Raw genomic sequence first — 18787 nt, 5'->3', positions numbered from 1 at the left:
TATAATAAATATTCATATTTGCTGTTTTTAAAAATGTTACGTTGATAAAATCTTACGATTGACAGTTATGTATTTAAAAAAGTTTAATCAATTTTATCATCACTTAAAATTCTCAACAATGAAAAAACTCATTTCAATTCTTGTTATTGTATTAATTGCAAACATTTCGTTTGGACAAAAATTTGACAGTTTCGGCGAAAAAATTGAAGCTAATGGTGCTATTGCCGCCACAGAACTAAATCAGAAAGCCAAAGAAACACCTGCCTTTGAAAGCAAAGTATCAGGCGTAGTTGAATCAGTATGCCAGGTAAAAGGCTGCTGGATGAAAGTAAAATTGGCAGATGGCCAGACCATGCGTGTTACTTTTAAAGACTATGGTTTTTTTGTACCAAAAGATATAGCAGGCAAAACAGTCGTATTTGAAGGCAATGCCAAAACCAAAACTACCTCGGTTGACGAACTTCGCCACTATGCCGAAGATGGTGGTAAAAGCAAAGAAGAAATTGCCAAAATTACAGAGCCTAAAACAGAACTTACTTTCGTAGCTAACGGCGTATTAGTGCCGAAGAACTAACGATATGATAAAAATTTAGGCCTCTCTGCGTAACAGAGAGGCTTTTTTATTTATATTTACACCATACCTAAACTAAACTCATCAATGAAGAAAAACTACCTGTTAGCCCTCTTGTTGGGGGTATCTTCGTCAACATTTTCCCAACGCACCCTTATTCATTGTGGTACCCTGATAGATGGTATCAGCAATGCGCCTAAGTCGCAGGTAACGATTATTGTAGAAAAAAATCGTATCACAGAAGTACAGAATGGCTATACTCCTGCGCAGACAAGCGATAAAGTGGTGGATATGAAAACCAGAACCGTAATGCCGGGCTGGATTGATATGCACGTACATATTGAAAGCGAAACCAGCAAAGACCAATATTTGAAACGCATGAGCAGCAACATGGCTGATGTGGCGTTTGAATCGCAGAAGTATGCCGCTACTACGCTCATGGCAGGTTTTACAACCGTAAGAGATTTAGGTGGTAGTGGGGTAAATATTTCTATCCGCAATGCCATTAACAAGGGCTTGGTAGTAGGGCCAAGAATTTTTACGGCTGGTCGTACCATTGCTACTACCGGAGGTCACGGCGACCCAACCAATGGCATCAGTAATACCTACACAGTACCGGATTATGTAACCAATGGCGTAGTTGATAGCCCGGAAGAAGGCCGTCAGGCCGTACGTCAGCGATATAAAGATGGCTCAGACTGTATCAAGATTACGGCAACCGGAGGGGTATTGAGTATTGCGAAAAATGGTAAAGGTCCACAATTTACAGAAGACGAAATCTCGGCAATAGTAGCAACAGCCAAAGATTATGGTTTTCATGTGGCTGCCCATGCGCATGGTGCCGAGGGTATGAAGCGTGCCATTAAAGCCGGAGTAACCACTATTGAACACGGTACTTTTATGGACGACGAGGCTATTGCCCTCTTTAAAAAACATGGAGCTTATTATGTGCCAACTATCATAGCCGGAAAAACCGTAGGTGATTCGGTAAAAGTACCGGGATACTATCATCCGTTGGTTGTGCCAAAAGCGATTGAAACCGCTAAACAAATAGCCGAAACCTTTGCCAAAGCCTATAAAGCAGGTGTAAAAGTAGCATTCGGAACCGATGCAGGCGTATTTCCGCATGGATACAATGCCAAAGAGTTTCAGTATATGGTAGAAGGAGGTATGCCCATGATGGAAGCCATTAAATCTGCTACCATTGTGAATGCTGAAATTTTAGGCATGAAATCAGAATTGGGTTCAGTAGAAAAAGGTAAGTTAGCTGATATAGTAGCTGTAGAGGGTGACCCTCTGAAAGATGCCAAAGCTATGATGAATGTGGCACTTGTGATGAAAGATGGGAAGATTTATAAGGAGAAATAAGAAAGGAAATTAGAATAAATGCGAAAACTCGGCCATAAGCCGAGTTTTTTGTTTGTATCACGATTTTTCAAATCGTCCTGTCGTGAAATTCTGCCAAATTTTAGCCTGTCATATTCGCTGATTACACGATTTTATAAATCGTGATACATGAAAACGCTTAATAACTTTTTACAAAAAACTTGCCGGGAAAAGAACAAATCAGGTTTACAACAGTTACATTTACTGTTTGGTTATACTGTTTCTAAGAGTAACGGCATACTATATGAAAAATACAGCTTTATATTTTTCAATCATTCTCACGCTCCTGTGTTCCAATAGTTATGCGCAATCAGTTCGTTTACCTAACCTGAATGATACTTTTAAAGCGGCCGACCTTGCCCGTAAACCCATCAATGCCGATAGTATTTTTGCCGCTACCAAAGGCTTGTTTTATTCACTCGAATATAAAAACAGAAACAAAAGAGAAGATACCTTGCTCGTTTTAGCTGCCGAGCGATTGGCCTATATGTATTATAATAATCGGGTTGATCGTAAAAATGCCGATTCAATGATACACTATGCTGAAAGACTGCTGAAATACGCCACGAACATGCAGTATAATGCTCATATTTTCAAGGCTTACGATTACATGGGTATTGCCTATACCATCAAAACCGATTATCAGAAAGCACTGGATATTAGTCTGGAAGCCAACAAAAAAGCAGAACACCTAAAAGGCACTGATTTAATATTGGCTACTTATTCATTAACCCGCATTGCCAGTAGCTATCAGTTATTGCGTGATTATGAAAACTCACTTATTTATCATAAAAAAGCCCTTGATATAATCGGTATCTGTCAGGCAAATGACTTTAAAACAGGTACTACTAAGGAAAAAATCAGTAAATGGGCTTTGAACTATGCCTATAAGTATGATGACATTGGCGTGGTTTATGCCGAGCAGAAACAATATGCAGAAGCCCTGAAAAATTACCAGAAGGCACTTGATTATATACACGAGGGGAAATTATCTACTTCTATAGAGATGGTTACCCTTATGGAAATCGGACGTTGCCAGATTCACCTGAATAGGATAGAGGAAGGTGTAGCAAATGTAAAAAAAGCAGTAAAATACTTTGAAGAAACCAATAACCGTTTCTATCTTTTTGCTTCTTTTACCTATCTGGCAAAAGCTGCTTACCTGTCGGGAGATTATCCATTGGCGCTTCAATATACCACCAAATCAGAGTCGCTGGCGCAGGCGGCAATGGCAATTAAACACGAAGCCGATAATTATGAAGTGCAGTATTTGTCTGCTAAAAAACTACAAAAATATGATTTAGCGCTCAATGCCTATGAAAGGTATAATATCATGAACGATTCGGTAAGTAACAGGCGAAAACTGACACAGGTATTGGGTTTGCAGAAAAAATTAGAGACCGAAAGAGCCAAAGCAGAATTTGAGCGGCAGGAACTCCTGCAGAAAGCCATTATTGATTCATCGTTGCGTGCCAACGAAATACTACTACTCAAAAGCCGCAACGCCGAAGCAGAAAGGCTGGCTCTTTTTGAGAAAAATGAAAGAGACCAATTAGCAAGGAAATTGCAGATAGAACAACTGAAAACCTCCTCAGAAAAAACAAGGCTTTTACAACAGAATCGCATTAATAATTTATCTGCCGAAGCCGAAAGAAAACAGCAAACCCAGCAATTTTTATGGATTGGGCTTGGTTTGCTCGGATTACTGTTATTGTCGTTGGCATGGAACTTCAGAAATATTCAAAAACGGAAAAAGGAAACTGAATTGCTGAATGAGCAACTGGAACAAAAAGTAAAAGAACGCACAGCAGAATTACAAAAATCGTACGATGAAATCAAGGAAGCCATGCAACGTGGGCAGACCATTGAGCGCAAGCGTATGGCGGCCGATTTGCATGATAATTTAGGTAGTTTGCTCACGGCCATCAATATCTCTTTAGATAATATCAGCCCCGAACATCTGTCAGAACGGGAACAACAGATTTATGCCAATATCTTATCAATGACCGAAAATGCGTATTCCGAAGTCAGGATTCTCTCACATAACCTGATGCCTGAAGAATTGGAGAAAGAAGGATTAAAAAATGCCCTGAAACGTATGATTCAGAAAATCAATCATAATCAACGAATCTGTTTCAGCTTAACTATTAATGAATTAGCCTATTTCAATAAAAATATTGATCTGAATATCTATGCCATCTGTCTGGAATTGATGCAGAATATTATCAAACATTCAAAGGCTACCGAGGCCACTATTTATCTGTCACAAAAAGGGAAAGACCTGGTATTGGAAGTAACCGACAATGGCAGAGGCATACAGGAAAACCAACAGAAAGGCATAGGACTGAAAAATATTCAAGGCCGACTGGAAACCATAGGGGGAGAGTTATTTATTAATTCTGAAAAAGACAAAGGCACCAAGTTTACCATTTTAGTGCCTTTGGTTCAGAATGAAATGTTGGTTAATAGCCGATAGCGATGCAATTCCAGGTAATGTTATAATCTACAGCAGCATTATCAGTATTCACAATTTTGGCAGTACAAGAAGTTGTTCCACCCGAAATACTGCAACCGCTTAATACCAATATTACTCTGTCTATTTCTCCTACAGTTCCTCCCGATGAGGCTATATCAGCTACCATCACATGAGGAGTTGAAGTAAATCCGCCATTAAATGCAATGGCTGTTACAGCAGAACCATGAGCTGGTAATACAGCATGAAAGTTAGCTGTCGTAAATTTATATATTCTCAGATTTGTGCTATTACTGGCATTATAAGCTACTCCTTTGCCATTATTAACTGTAAGATTACCATCCACTACTCCATTCCCATTAACAGTTGCATTATTACCTACCGTAATATTATTGGTGGTTGTTACATTTCCGATTAAAGAACTTGTTCCTGCTACGCTTAAATTTCTGCCTACAATAGCGTCTCTGTTAATATATCCGTCTGTATCTACATCAAAAATACCGTTTACATACAGATCGCCATTTACTTCGGTATAACCATTAAGATAGCTAGAGCCATTGACATGCAATTTATATATAGGGTTAGTTATACCTATACCTACATTACCCGTGCTTGTAACGGTTATTCTATCACCACTTCCTACATTCAGATTCCATCTTGAATTGCTGCCATCATAATAATGATACGCTGTTGTGCTATCATTGGCAGAATATCCGTAAAAAGGTTTGCCTCTGCTACCACTGGAAGTAATATACATGCCTTCAAAACCAGTACCACCCAGATTTCCCCGTACATTCAGAAAGGTATTAGCATTTATCATGTTCGCTGTTCCAATCCCTACCTGTCCACTATGGTGCAGGATGCTCCCATTTACTCCCCATTGATTGCCAATTGAGGCTACTTGCCATGAGGAACCATTGTGGTAATTGAACTGATTAGTAGAATTGTTATAGATGAGTAAACCTGCTTGTGGAGAACTGATAGCATTGCGGTTGGCAGTACTCATGCGAGGTAGTAAAATACCTTTATTAGCACTACGGATATCCAGAATTGAAGCTGAATATGGTGTGTCGGTGCCTCCCATATTGCTAATGACAGTACCATTAGGTGTGTCGACAACTTTTGCATTTTGAGCAAAAATTGTGGTATATGACAGACTAAGAGCAAGGCTCAGGTAAAGTTTTGTAGATATTTTCATGAATGTTTTTTTCTACAAATGTCTTCTCATACTCTATTCATGTCAATCACGGTTTGCCGTGATATTGAGGTAATTAAATGTATTGCCATTCTAATTTCGGTTCCTTTCTTCCCTTTATTTCAACCATTTATCAAATAGTCTGCATAATACCTTGCTTTGCAAAGTATTATGTACTACATTCGGATTCTTCGAATTTAATAACACCAACCAAAACAAAAATTATGAGAAACAATTACATTCTACAGACCACTGACCTAAGCTACAATTATTCAAAAAATGTTCAGACATTGTTTGACATTAATTTGCAGGTGGAAAAAGGCAGTATTTATGGATTTATCGGCCCGAATGGCTCCGGTAAAACCACTACATTAAGTTTGCTTTTAGGGTTGCGGAATCTGCAAAAAGGAAGCATTGCCTTATTTGGCAAAGAATTAAAAGACGATAGGATTAATATTCTGAAAAAGGTAGGAACCTTAATTGAAAGTCCCTCTTTTTACGGGCATCTGACCGCCCGTGAGAACCTTAATGTGTACCGGGATGTGTATGGAGTAGATAAAAACAGGGTTGAAGAAGTATTAACCTTGGTTGATTTAAGTGATACCGGGAGAAAGAAAGCCAGGCACTTTTCTTTAGGTATGAAACAAAGATTAGCTATTGCTCTGGCACTTCTGCCAAACCCCGAATTACTGATTTTAGATGAACCTACCAATGGTCTTGACCCCAATGGAATTATTGAGCTACGTGGACTGATTAAAAAACTGAATCAGGAATTGGGCATTACCATTATTATCTCAAGCCATATTCTGGCAGAAGTTGAAAAGATGGTAACGCATATCGGTATCATTTTTAAAGGTAAAATGCTATTTCAGGGTACTTTGCAGGAGCTACATGGTTTTCAACAGAAAAAAGCGAAACTTAACCTGCATACATCAGATAATCCGGAAGCCATAAAGATTTTGCATGAATACAGCCCTGAATTAAGCGACGAGATTTTTTCTTTATCTTATAATAGTCTTCAACAGATAGCTGAAATTAACAGGAAGCTGATGAAAAATAATATTGATGTATATCTTTTGCAACCCAAAGGAAATAATCTTGAAGAATTATTTATTGATATGACAACCAACCTCTCATGAGCTTAACTATTACCCTAAGATCTGAACTGCTTAAAACCAAACGTACTTCAGCACTTTATCTGACTATTTTTGGGGCATTGATAGTTCCGTCAATAAAATTAGATGAACTGCTCACCATAAGCCAACCCCTGGAAAAGATGTATACTTATCCCTGGGAGTTTTACTATAAAAATGGTCTGCATATAGTGATGGGCTTGCTATTACCATTTTATATGATACTCATGACTACCTTGCTGACTCAGATTGAATACCGTAACAATACCTGGAAACAGGTATTCAGTTCTCCTCAATCTGAATTTAACGTATTTCTCGGTAAATTCCTGAGCCTGCAATTGCTGATCGTTTCATTCCTGCTACTAAATGCCGCATTGTTATTTGTGGTAATATTATTGGTTAATGTGGTTGATCCACAGCTTGGTTTATTACAGCAATCTTTCGACTGGCAACAGTTGATTGAAACGCTGGGAAAAACACTTCTTTTAAGCACGACCATCAGTTCGATACAATTCTGGATGAGTCTGAGATTCAGGAATTTTATTCTGCCATTGGCCATAGGTATTACCTTATGGTTTGTAGGACTCATGTTTGTATTTGAATATAAAACCCTATCAAAAGAATGGTTCCCGTATTCTTACCTGATGATGCTTGTTTTTCCAGACTATGCACATTTGCACGTTACGCTATTACGCAATGCGCTTCTTTTCACAGGTGTGTTTTTGCTAATAGGCTTTTTTGATTTCAAACGTAGAAAGGGAAAGGGTAACGATTAACTGTTGAACCCCAATAAGCCATCTTCCAAAATTATTTATTAACCTGATAAAAAACTATTATGAATTTAGCTATTACCTTACGATCTGAATTATTGAAAACCAAACGAACTTCAGCTTTTTACCTGACTTTTTTTGGTGCTTTTTTTGTTCCATTCATGGAGTTGTTAGAGATGCTTACGACAAGCGATTCTGTAGCAAGATTATATGCCGACCCGTGGCAGATTTATTTCAAAATCAGCCTGCAGATGATGATTGGTATGATATTACCACTTTATATGATACTGATTGCTACCTTAACAGCGCAGATAGAGTATCGTAACCATACATGGAAGCAGGTATTCAGTTCTCCTCAATCTGAATTAACTGTTTTTATCAGCAAATTTCTGAACCTGCAATTCCTGATTCTTTTATTCCTCTTATTAAATGTAACGTTTTTATTTTTAGCAGCATTGTTGCTCAATGCGATCGATGCAAAACTTGACTTGTTCCATAAATACCTTGACTGGCAGCATCTTGTGGCACTACTATCAAAAACATTTGTCTGCAGTCTGGCTATCAGTTCGATACAATTCTGGATGAGTCTTCGGTTCAGGAATTTTATTCTTCCGCTCGCTTTAGGTTTTGTCTTATGGTTTGCCGGAATTATGATGACTTTTGAATATAAAACAATTCCAAAAGAGTGGTATCCGTATTCTTACCTGATGATGATTGCTTTCCCCAATTTCGAGCATCTTCATCTGATTTTATTAAGGAATGCACTTGTTTTGATGTGTTTGTTTCTGATGGGAGGTTTTTGGGACTTTAAGAGGAGGAAGGGGAAGGGGTGATAGTATTATGTTTCGCAGGTGTTATGTGGATTATATGAGCCACTTAGTGCATTAACCGTGCCACCCCTATACTCGTTCGCAAAAGGGGGTGGCACGGTGGCGCATTGAGTTTTACCTCGGCCATACATTATCTTTTGTATCGTTATCCGGGAAGCGGCCGTTCGGGTCTAAAGTAATTTGTTTGATTTTACGTTTGCCGAAATTCATTTCAGCCTCAAATGTGCGGCTACCACCAAACCATACTGAAACAGGCCAGGTTACCACAGCCGTATTAGCATCAAGCATTTTGGTGTTTGGTAAGGTTTTAATAGCTGGGCCTTCAGCTTCAAACTCTACTTTCAGTACTACCGGAGAAGGCATTTCGCCTGCCTGGTGTACCGTTACAATGGTTTTATCTTTATTGGTTTTTACCTCTTTGATAGAACCATTAACCGATTCGGTGGTAAATAACCAGTAGTACCAGAACCAGTCAAGATTTTGTCCGAGGGCATTATTCATGAAATACATATAATCCCAGGGCGAAGGGTGTTTAAAACTCCATACCTTAGCATATTCTTTCATGGCTTTCATAACAGCTTCATCGCCAACTATACCCCCTAACATAGACAGCATCAGAGGCGTTTTACCGTATGTCTGGAAACGATAGCCACTTGCGGCATCGTTAGCACTCCACATCATCGGGGCTTCGTCCTCATCGCCACTTTGTTTGCCATAGCTTTGTCCAAGACCATCCAATTTATAAGGTATGCCTTTGCTATCAGCCGCCGAAAGAATATTCATATACTGGTTAAAGCCTTCATCCATCCAGCCATAGCGGGTTTCGTTATTACCCACCACCATCGGCCACCACTGGTGCCCCGTCTCATGGTCGGCTGCTCCCTGATTAGAGTTAATCACCATCGGATACTCCATTCCGGCACTGGGGCCATCTTGCAAGGTTAGCTGCGGAAAAGGGTAGGGAGTCCACAAGGCAGAATAAAATTCTAAGGCATGGCGGGTAATAGCCCCTGCTTTCTCAAAAAATCTGGCTCTTTCGGGCAGATAGAACATATAAATAGGTATTGCCCCTTTGCCCGGAATAGTGGCTCTTGTGGCTTTCCAGATAAATTTTCCGGCGGTAGCCCAGGCAAAATCGTTTACTTTGTCGGCTACAAAATGATACGTAAGTTTGTCTCCGGCAACTGTGGCATTTCCGGCTTCTTCTGCACTTACAATCGTTACTTCATCATTACTGTTCAGTACAGTGGTTAATCGTTTTCTGGTAGTTTCATTCAGTACCTGCTCAGGGTTCTGCAATACACCTGTTCCGCTTACCAGCCACCCACCTGGCACAGTGATACGCACATCAAACCTGCCGAAATTATTATAAAATTCCGATGGCCCTAAATAGGGGCTGGTTTCCCAACCTCTCAGGTCGTCATATTTAGCCAGTCGTGGAAACCATTGCGTAGGCTGAAACAATTTATCATCAAAACGTTGTGTCATCCGATGCCCTACACCATTCGGGCCGCCCGGGAGTTTGGTATGCCAGGCTATTTCTACCTCAGCTTTTGTTCCGGCCTTGATAAAGTCTTTTAATGGAACAGTGGCAATAGTGCGGTTCAAGCCTCTGATAGTTTTTTGTTCAATCTCTGCTCCGGCTACTTTGATACTTGTAACCACCATACCTTCGGTGGCTTCGGCAGGGGTTGAAAAACCACGGGGTACTTCAGGACGGAAAATGTTGTGGTCGAGGCGTAGCACCAGATTTTTTAAGTCCTCTTTGCTGTTGTTATGCACCAGAATCTTTTCAGTACCAGTAATAGTTTGTGTTGTGGGGTCAATACTGGCCTGAATAGTATAATCAGCTTCCAGCTGCCAGTAATTCTGGCCAGGTTTGCCCGAAAAATCACGGGTACCTGCGGCAAAAGCTTTACGGATTGAATTGGTCATGGGTACACCCTGCCGGATGGTACGAGTGTTGGTCTCGATGGCTGTTCGTTGAGGTACATTTTGTTGGGCAAAAACAGCCGAAGCAATGAGTAGTAAAACGCCTGATAGGGCTCGCATAAGTTTGTTGAGGTTTAAGAAGCCCTAAATAAGCAAAATAATAGGAAAGAGGCAAGTTAAAAGTGCATTAGCTGTGCCACAGTTAGAAATCTGCAATAGTGTTTCTATATGTGATTAACATTTTTTAACTGATTCGATTTTTTATTTTTGCAATATATCCACAAGTTTACAGCTATTAAAGAATTGGCAGCAATGTTACATCTTCAAACTTCTACAAAATGTCTAAATTCATTTTATTATTTCTGACAAGCAGCCTTATTGTTCATAAATGCTTCCGGGCAGACAATCATAAAAGGTAGTTTTAAGTCATGGCCATCAACGGACTTTAGAATAGTTTTTAATCAGTCTTCCTTAAATGATTTTCAAGGAGAAATTTTAGGGACAGGTAAGACAGATGTAAGCGGGGATTTCTCTTCCTCATTTCAATTAGATACCGAACAACCTGTCATACTTTTTATTTCAAATCAATTTCTCAGGCTTTGGGTAATACCTAATACAACTTTAAAAATAGAGGAAACAAATAGAAATGAATTTCTTTTTTCGGGACAAGCGGCTAAGCAGAATAATTTTTTATTCCAAGCTGGAATGATGACACCAAGGGCTGTTTCGCCAACCGTAACTGTTGACAAATTTGCTCCCCTGCAACAAATAGCCCACCTTGACAGCATAGAACAAAAAAGATGGGATTTATACAAAATCAGTTTTAATGCTAACCAGATTTCAAAAATGTTTTCTTCTTACTGCAAAGGAGAAATAACACATTTTTCAAACTTTAATAAAAACCAATATATATTACAGAATATCTTTGGACAAAGAAAGATTAAAAAGGAAGAAATTCCATCAGATTACTATGATTTCTGGAATAAATTTGAGCTTTTAGACGATAACTGTTTAAGCGATTTTTATAGAAATTCTCTGGTAGATTATATTGGCTATACCGCAACAAAACGGCTTAATCTATTCAATGATTATCCGGATAGAGAAAAATATAGCCGAACAGAGTACGAAATTATAGACTCATTATTAATTAACCACCCTTCAACAAAAGAAAGGATAAAGGGTGAAAATTTAATTTTCCTGATTAACTATTTTAATTTGCCGCAATTCGTGGAATTGCAATTTAAAAACTATAAAAAAGAGTTCCCCAAATCTAAATACATTGATGTAATACAAAAGAAGTGGGACAAGAAAAATAAAAACGCTTTTTCAGTTCCCGACTTTGTTTTGAAAGACGCATCAGGAAAGCAATTTAACATTAAATCTACCAGAGGCAAGGTAGTTTATATTGATTTTTGGGGTAGTTGGTGTAAAGCTTGTTTAACTCAGATGCCTAACTCCTCAAAGCTGCAACAAAAATATAAAGGTAAAGATGTGACGTTTCTTTTTATTGACTTTTATGACACAAAAGAAAAATGGTTAAAAGCCATTAAGGATAAAAAATTAACGGGCATGCACGTAAAAGCCGAAAAAGAAGATGAAAAATACTTTGATGAAAAATTTGGCATTGACCAGGGGTTTCCACGTTATGCCCTGCTTGACAAAAATGGAGTCCTAATAACAAGTTCTGCCCCACATCCAAATGACAAAGATGCTATATTGCTAATTGATAAATATTTAAGAGACAAATAAAAGCACATTCAGCCAATAAAAGTATTTGCAAAAATATATATAGACAATCTCTCTCGAAGCCGGAAAACTGTAGCCATCATGATAAGCTAAACATCTCACTGCTATATATTCTATAAACTGTAGTTATAACCTTTACCATCAAATGTTACCAAAACTAACCCTACTATTGCTTACAACCTTGGCCTTAACAAGCTGCAATAATCCAATATCTGAAACAGTAAATCTAACCTTTGAAAAAGACTTAATACCCGAGGGCATTGCCGTTGATGCAAAATCAGGAAGATTCTATTTAAGTAGCCTTAGAAAAAACAAGATTGTAAGAGCCAGAGTTGATGGCAATAATGCCAAGGATTTTATTGCAAGTAATCAGTATGAATATCAAGCCGGATTCGGAATGACTATCAAAGGCGATACTTTATATGCCTTGAGTAATGGCTTGCCAAAACAGAATAATACCTCTGTTTTATTATTATTAAATATAAAAACCCAACAATTAATTGCGCAATACAAAATCAGTATTCCGCCTTATGCTTATCTGAATGATTTGGCTGTGAGCAAGCGTAATGAAATTTTTATCACAGATTCAGAAAGTAATCGGATTTATAAGATACAGAGACCAAATAGTAAACTGGAAGTTTATCTGGATACAGAAGAAGTAGCAAATTCTAACGGAATAGCTATTTCGGATGATCATACGAAGCTTTATTTAGCTTCCGCAAAAGGAATCAGAGTGGTGGATTTATTGACGAAAAAAATCCTCAATCAGCCTGATAAAGATTATTCCGGAATTGATGCCATGAAGTTTTATCAAAATAGTTTAATAGGGATAGTGGAAGAAGGAGTGTTCAGATATTATCTGAATGAAGATGGTACTGAAATTACCAGTAAAAAGGCAATTATCTTATTTGATAAAACCTATAAATCGCCGACTACTTTTGATATTGCAGGAGATTCTATCTACTTTATTAAAAATGTACAATTGGATAATTTTAATGATAGTACCAATGCGATAATAGATAAAAATAAATTGGAATCGCTTGTTTTATTGAAGTATAAGATTGATTAAACCATGTTCACACTTGACCAGATAAACGATATACATAAACGCCTTGGTAAACAGGCATCGTTGCCTGAATATTTAAAGGCATTGAATGCCATTGGTGTAGAGAACTACTACTCGTTCATCGCTGACGGACATTCAGAATATTTTGGAAAGCATAATCAGAAAATAGTTTCTCCTCCGACGCATAAGATATTCACGATTGCTGACAAAAGCAGTCGCAAGAGCATGCTAAAACATCTGAGTCTGCATGAGCAGGGTAAAACCGACTATTTTGAAATGTCGCAAGGCTTAGCCGACAGTGGTATCGAAAAATGGGCGTTTGATACCAACAAAATGACCATTAGCTACTATGACAAGCAGGGACACGCACTGTTGGTTGAAGGGATTGAGTAATATGATGCGATTAGAGTTTCATTCAGGTCCCACAATTAAAATGCTCCAGTAAGCATTGAAGGTAATAGCATTGTTGCCTACATTCACTAATCTGAAAGTACAGAGTGCTGAAGTGACATTCATAGGAATGACCATAACTTTATACCATTCGCCTGTAGAATTGACATTCTGGATTTGTCCAACTGTTACTATTGGTGTGTCACCAAAATTCTCGTAATTATAGGTGCCCTCTACGTAGGCTCCCACTGCTAAATTACTTGCAAGAAAATGAATGGTTCCTTTTACTATTTTTTGTTGTTCACTATTACTACTTCTTACAATCCCTTTATTATCATCAACAATCAGCTCATCTCTTATTTTGACATTTCCTCTGAAATCGGCTGCTTCACCTTGAGAAGTATAAACATAAAGTGTAGGTTGATTGCCGGAAGCAGAAAAATAGCCTCCATAGCCTGTTGTACTTATGCCATAGACTCCAGTTCCTGAAGCGCTTGAACCACGAACTCCAACGCTTGAGATGCTCGTACCATTGACTCCATAATACGATGTACTTGATCCATGAACGCCAATATTTGTCTCACTTTCACCTCTTAACGCACCAAAATCTGTGCTTTTAGCATGAATGACTCTTCCAATACCTGTATTTTCCAAATATAAGAGTGTCGAATTACCATTTACTGTGCCACTATAAGGCAAGGTAAAGCCTCCGCCTGTCATTTCCTGCCAGTTTGTGCCATTGCAGTAGTACATTTTATTGTCGGTAGTATTTAATACCTGTGTGCCTTTTTCGGTGGTATTGCAGGTAGGCATTGAAGAAACCTTTGGCACGCTAAGGCTATTAGGCAAAATTGTAGCCGATTGCGCTATACTCCACAATGGAGCAGTAAAACAGAGTAGAAGGATTAGTTTTTTCATGGTTATCTGTAAATGACAAAGTAAAAAGCCTGATTAATGGGGTCAAATCGATTTTCGTTACTAAAACCATCTTTCAGGTAAACGGTACAGTCGCCATCGCCACAACCTGCTGAGGCTATTATCTGTGCATTGCTACTATTAAGGGTTACGATAATGGTAGAGTTATAATTAATGCTGACATTATAGATTTTGTATCTGCCTGTTGATGGATTATCAGAAGTAAAGTTGCTTGACCCCGATTGACGATCGCCACTAAAACCCACTCTGCCATAACAGAGCGGCAGAAAACTTCCTTCTGCCACATTAGTCTTGGTGATTTCGCCTGCCATAGCAATGCTACCCAATAGTTTCAGATTGCCTTGTACATCTAATCTTTCCTGAGGGTCTGAGATGCCAATACCTACTCGTCCACCATAAGTGGCAAATAAAGCACCATTCAAACCAACAAAATCAGAAGAGGTACCAGGGGTAGATATATGAAGATTGCCTGAGGAGGAAGGAGAAATAGACCCTACATTAGTACCATTATAATTAAAAAACATTCTACCTCCACCGCCACTTCCATCAACCTCTATCTGGTCGGCTCCATGTGTACGGATAATGAACTTTCCGGTTGTATTGCTGCTATTGACACCGATTCTCAGGTCGTTATCAGCCAATTGGATAAACCCTTTATCGGTATAAGCCGCTGTCGCTGCCCCTTGTTGTCTGAATTGGAAAGTAGGGTTGACACCCTCAAAAGTAATGCCTGCTGATGAAGTGGAAGTGCGTATATGTAGCTTATCGCCGGGGGCGGCTGTACCAATACCCACATTGCCCGAAACTGCACTTGATTGATTATTGTTGTTGACATTCCAACTCAACTCATTGGCTTCAACCAGGCGGCGCCAGTAAGCACCATTGTACCAATAGTAACCAGGTGGGCTATCAACATTGCTTGTATTCTGAAAAACCAGCAAACCATTTACGGGATTGACAATGGCCTCTCGTTGGGATTTTGACATACGGGGAGGTAGAAAGCCACTGGTCGTACTGCTTGACTGAATAATGGCTGATGTTGATGTTGGCGAGATAGTGACACTTTGCCCAATGAGGGGCAAGCTACAGAAACTGTAGCAAAGTAGAGTGAATAGTTGTTTCATGGACATTTTTATTGCAAATCTCCAATGAAAATAAACCAGAATCAATCACGGTTTGCCGTGATATTTGGGGTTATTGTAAATTTATAGGCTACTTAGGGCCGATAACTACGAAATTCCAGGTGCCGGTAAATTCAATTGTTGCGTTACTGGCATTGTAAAATCTGAGCCGGAAAGAATTGGTAGTTACCCCTACAACAGAAACAATAACTTTATAATAAGCGCCTGTAGTATTTTCGACATTAGCAATATATACTACAGGGTTTGAAGGATAAGTGGAAAGATAAATTACTGGTGAAATTGAAGTAGAAAAGGCATCCAGCGTATCCCCAAAGACTACCTTACCATCATCATATTTTAGTTGGGTGCTACTTGTATTCTGAAGGAGGCCTTTATTGGTACTTACCAATAATTCGTTAGAAACAATCACATTGCCTGCAAAATAACCAGCCCTGCCATTGGTACCGATTCCAAAAACGCCGTATCCTGTAGTATTGTTAGCATTTCCATATACACCATGACTACCATTACTTTGACCCAATACTCCTACCTGTTGTTGTGAAGAACCAAGCACCCCATAACCTGATGTTGAGAGACCATGTACGCCATAGTTCTCAAGTGATTCTCCTCTGACACCTACATTACTTTCGCTTCGGCCTCTTACGCCGTACCCGCTTGTACTGATAGCATTGGCACCCGTTCCACTGGTACTTTTGGCATATAAGGCTGAACCTGAAGTGCTTTCAGCCCATACCCCTACCCCATTACCTGTACCACCCAAACCTACCGGAAATGCCTCACCTTTTACACCAGCACCTCCTACCGATGCACCCCAGACTCCTATACCTGTACCATCGTGTCGGGCATATACGCCTGCTCCTTTTTCGTTAGTACTGTAATTCTGGGCAAATAATGCATACGTAGGGAAGTCAGGATTGGTATTACCCGTAATTGCCTGCACACCAATAGCCAAAGAAGTGCCCATCGACTCGCCTGAAATAGCCCTTCCATTACCCTCATTAACGATTCGCAAAAGGCTTGAGTTAGAATTTTGTGTAGCTGAGTAGGGGATTGAAAAACCTCCGCCAGTCATTTCCTGCCAGGTGGTACCATTACAGTAGTAGGCTTTGTTGTCGGTTGTATTAAACACCATTCTGCCCTTTTCGGGATTAGTACAAGTGGCTAAGGAAGTTACTTTTGGTAAGTCGATACTATTAGGAAGCATTACACCCGATTGTGCCAGACTTATCAAAGGAAGAGCTGTGATATATAGTAGGATAAATTTCTTCATGGACATTTTTTTACAAATGTCTCATGAAAAGCAACCGAAATCAATCACGGTTTGCCGTGATATTTTGAGTTCAGGATACAATTTTCGGCCTATTTAGGGCCAACAGCTATTATATTCCATGTAGCTGTAAAAGTACTTTCTGTATTGCTTGAATTGTATAGCCTGATTCTAATAGAGTTTTCATCTACCGATACGATAGAGAGTATAATCTTATAATAATCATTCAATTGATTTTCAATATCACCAATATATACCACAGGTTTTGCCGAAAAAGTAGCTATCGGGATGTCATCCGAAATAAGTGTAGAAAAAGGAGCAATGGTATGGTTAAAAGTTACTTTACGGCTATAATGTTTTAGTTGAGTACTACTTGAATTTTGAATAATCCCTTTGTCTTCATTAACTATTAAATCATTTGCAACTTTCAGATTTCCATCAAAATAACCTGCCCGACCATTAATTCCTGTGCCATAGATGCCATAACCGTTAACACCATTGGAGGTCCCGAATACTCCATGAGATAATGAAGATACTCCCAGTATTGCAATGTCATATGTACTGGTACCATGTACAGCATATCTATCTATACTTACACCTCTTAAACCCGTATTATTGCTTTGGGCATATATTCCATACCCGTTATCACCTTCGGCCCAGATGGCTGTACCTGTATTATTAATTATTCTGAATAGCGGTACATCAGTATTAGTACCTGTACCTGAATAAGGCAAATTAAAACCACCACCTGTCATTTCCTGCCAGGCTGTACCATTGCAATAATAAGCTTTGTTGTCAGTGATACGATAAACCATTTTTCCTTTTTCGGTAATACCGCAAGTAGCTAAAGCAGTTACTTTTGGTAAGTCGATACTATTAGGGAGTATTATACCCGATTGCGCAAGACTAATAAGCGGAATGAAGATGATAAGTAATAGGACAAATTTCTTCATGGACATTTTTATGCAAATGTGCCATGAAAAGAAACAAGAATCAATCACGGTTTGCCGTGATATTTATCCCTTTGCTAATTAAATTTAATCAGCGTGAGCGAGTCTCAAAAATCTCAGCCAAATCGGCTTTCAATGTTGGTAATGAAATTACTAAGGCAATTCCACAAAATGCCAATGCATCAAAACAACTTGATACCTCATTCCCCCGTAAAGCAGATGGTTCCTGAATAGCTCTTGGAATATGCAATACAATTACCCAGAGTAATAAAGCAATACTGAATAACATTGCAATAGCACCACGTCTTATTTTTAAAGTAATGGCCATACCGGAACTGATTAATACCACGCCACTCAGATATGTCCAGAAAACAGGGTCGGGAAAAGAGGGTGGGACAAGAGTCGACACCCCCTCTGCATACAAAAAATGCGCAATCCCGAAACTAATCATTGTTATAGAAAAAAATAGAGGTCCAAAAGGAATGAGCTTTTCTGCAAACTTGATTAAAGACGATTGTTGTGAATCATTTTCAGTAAATGAACCTGCCATAACAAACGCACCTCCGGCCAAAGCAAGTCCTTTTAAAGCGTTGGTCCAAACACCCAGATGCAGGCTGCTGTTAGGGTTACCAAAAATTTCATAAGGAATCTGCACAAATAAGAACAACAACAGGAAGATACAACCCAATAGTAAAAAGGTTTCTTTGGCTTTTATACCAGCTACAATAGCCACACCTGTCAGAATTAGTCCAATTCCGGTAAGATAAGCCCATACAGGGAGTAGTGGCAGATGCAATTGCCAGGCAGGCAATTGTACTGAACGGAAATTGCCATACCATAATTGTTGAACGCCATAAACTACTATGGTTATTGCATAAAACCAATGACCTATTCTGGGGAGTGTCTTCATCGTTTTTAGATTATTTTCCGATAAAGGTAGGAGGGAGGAGGAGATATTTTACAGCCAAAAGTCAGTCAAAATGTGGCAAAAGCCGTTCAA

General features: G+C 39.0%; 16 protein-coding genes. 9 read left to right on the top strand and 7 right to left on the bottom strand.

From position 1 onward, the window contains the following. The first annotated feature begins 118 nt into the window (after positions 1 to 118). The 3 genes from EWM59_RS16860 (at position 119) to EWM59_RS16850 (ending at position 4433) form a co-directional block, all read left to right on the top strand. Positions 119 to 574: a DUF4920 domain-containing protein gene (locus EWM59_RS16860; RefSeq protein WP_130022402.1), complete on the top strand. Its 456-nt coding sequence runs from the start codon at positions 119 to 121 to the stop codon at positions 572 to 574. A gap of 84 nt (positions 575 to 658) precedes the next feature. Beyond that, entirely contained in the window at positions 659 to 1939 is a 1281-nt protein-coding gene (locus EWM59_RS16855) for a metal-dependent hydrolase family protein (RefSeq protein ID WP_130022401.1), read from the top strand. 262 nt (positions 1940 to 2201) lie between these two features. Next, the gene (locus EWM59_RS16850) at positions 2202 to 4433 is read left to right on the top strand and encodes a tetratricopeptide repeat-containing sensor histidine kinase (protein ID WP_130022400.1); all 2232 of its coding nucleotides are present in this window, start codon (positions 2202 to 2204) and stop codon (positions 4431 to 4433) included. Here EWM59_RS16850 and EWM59_RS16845 read toward each other — a convergent pair. Further along, positions 4420 to 5628, bottom strand: coding sequence for a polymer-forming cytoskeletal protein (locus EWM59_RS16845; protein ID WP_130022399.1), 1209 nt, complete (start codon positions 5626 to 5628; stop codon positions 4420 to 4422). The genes EWM59_RS16850 and EWM59_RS16845 overlap by 14 nt on opposite strands. Positions 5629 to 5849: 221 nt before the next feature. Between EWM59_RS16845 and EWM59_RS16840 the strand changes: the two genes are divergently transcribed. From EWM59_RS16840 to EWM59_RS16830, 3 genes are read left to right on the top strand one after another with little or no spacing between them, the layout of a single operon-like run. After that, the gene (locus EWM59_RS16840; RefSeq protein ID WP_130022398.1) at positions 5850 to 6764 is read left to right on the top strand and encodes an ABC transporter ATP-binding protein; all 915 of its coding nucleotides are present in this window, start codon (positions 5850 to 5852) and stop codon (positions 6762 to 6764) included. Continuing rightward, positions 6761 to 7534, top strand: a complete 774-nt coding sequence (locus tag EWM59_RS16835) for an ABC transporter permease (RefSeq protein ID WP_130022397.1) — start codon at positions 6761 to 6763, stop codon at positions 7532 to 7534. The genes EWM59_RS16840 and EWM59_RS16835 overlap by 4 nt, the downstream gene beginning before the upstream one ends. A gap of 59 nt (positions 7535 to 7593) precedes the next feature. Next, entirely contained in the window at positions 7594 to 8361 is a 768-nt protein-coding gene (locus EWM59_RS16830; RefSeq protein ID WP_130022396.1) for an ABC transporter permease, read from the top strand. 111 nt (positions 8362 to 8472) lie between these two features. Here the strand turns inward: EWM59_RS16830 and EWM59_RS16825 are convergent, their stop codons facing one another. Next, positions 8473 to 10410 (bottom strand): M1 family metallopeptidase, encoded by a 1938-nt coding sequence (locus EWM59_RS16825; protein ID WP_130022395.1) that lies wholly within the window; start codon positions 10408 to 10410, stop codon positions 8473 to 8475. A gap of 258 nt (positions 10411 to 10668) precedes the next feature. Here EWM59_RS16825 and EWM59_RS16820 point away from each other — a divergent pair, with 258 nt between their 5' ends. From EWM59_RS16820 to EWM59_RS16810, 3 genes are all read left to right on the top strand, one after another. Beyond that, a complete protein-coding gene (locus EWM59_RS16820) occupies positions 10669 to 12039 on the top strand; it encodes a TlpA family protein disulfide reductase (protein WP_130022394.1) in 1371 nt (456 codons plus the stop codon). 142 nt (positions 12040 to 12181) lie between these two features. Continuing rightward, on the top strand, positions 12182 to 13105 hold the full coding sequence (locus EWM59_RS16815) for an SMP-30/gluconolactonase/LRE family protein (RefSeq protein WP_130022393.1): 924 nt from the start codon (positions 12182 to 12184) through the stop codon (positions 13103 to 13105). Positions 13106 to 13108: 3 nt separating this feature from the next. Further along, a complete protein-coding gene (locus EWM59_RS16810) occupies positions 13109 to 13495 on the top strand; it encodes a DUF1398 domain-containing protein (RefSeq protein WP_130022392.1) in 387 nt (128 codons plus the stop codon). A gap of 18 nt (positions 13496 to 13513) precedes the next feature. Here EWM59_RS16810 and EWM59_RS16805 read toward each other — a convergent pair whose 3' ends face one another. From EWM59_RS16805 to EWM59_RS16785, 5 genes are all read right to left on the bottom strand, one after another. Next, complete coding sequence (locus tag EWM59_RS16805) at positions 13514 to 14410, bottom strand: hypothetical protein (protein WP_130022391.1); 897 nt, start codon at positions 14408 to 14410, stop codon at positions 13514 to 13516. Positions 14411 to 14412: 2 nt separating this feature from the next. Then, positions 14413 to 15552 carry a phage tail-like protein gene (locus tag EWM59_RS16800; protein ID WP_130022390.1) on the bottom strand — a complete coding sequence of 380 codons (1140 nt, stop codon included), beginning with the start codon at positions 15550 to 15552 and terminating at the stop codon, positions 14413 to 14415. Positions 15553 to 15640: 88 nt separating this feature from the next. Further along, a complete protein-coding gene (locus EWM59_RS16795; protein WP_130022389.1) occupies positions 15641 to 16840 on the bottom strand; it encodes a phage tail-like protein in 1200 nt (399 codons plus the stop codon). 89 nt (positions 16841 to 16929) lie between these two features. Then, positions 16930 to 17790, bottom strand: a complete 861-nt coding sequence (locus tag EWM59_RS16790; RefSeq protein WP_130022388.1) for a hypothetical protein — start codon at positions 17788 to 17790, stop codon at positions 16930 to 16932. A gap of 88 nt (positions 17791 to 17878) precedes the next feature. After that, a complete protein-coding gene (locus EWM59_RS16785; RefSeq protein ID WP_130022387.1) occupies positions 17879 to 18697 on the bottom strand; it encodes a DoxX family protein in 819 nt (272 codons plus the stop codon). Positions 18698 to 18787 lie beyond the last annotated feature (90 nt).

The sequence above is a fragment of the Emticicia agri genome (assembly GCF_004168285.1).
In the GTDB taxonomy this organism is placed as follows: Bacteria; Bacteroidota; Bacteroidia; order Cytophagales; family Spirosomataceae; genus Emticicia; species Emticicia agri.
The sequence above is the reverse complement of the archived record's forward strand: the minus strand, read 5'-3'. Positions and strand labels throughout refer to the sequence as shown.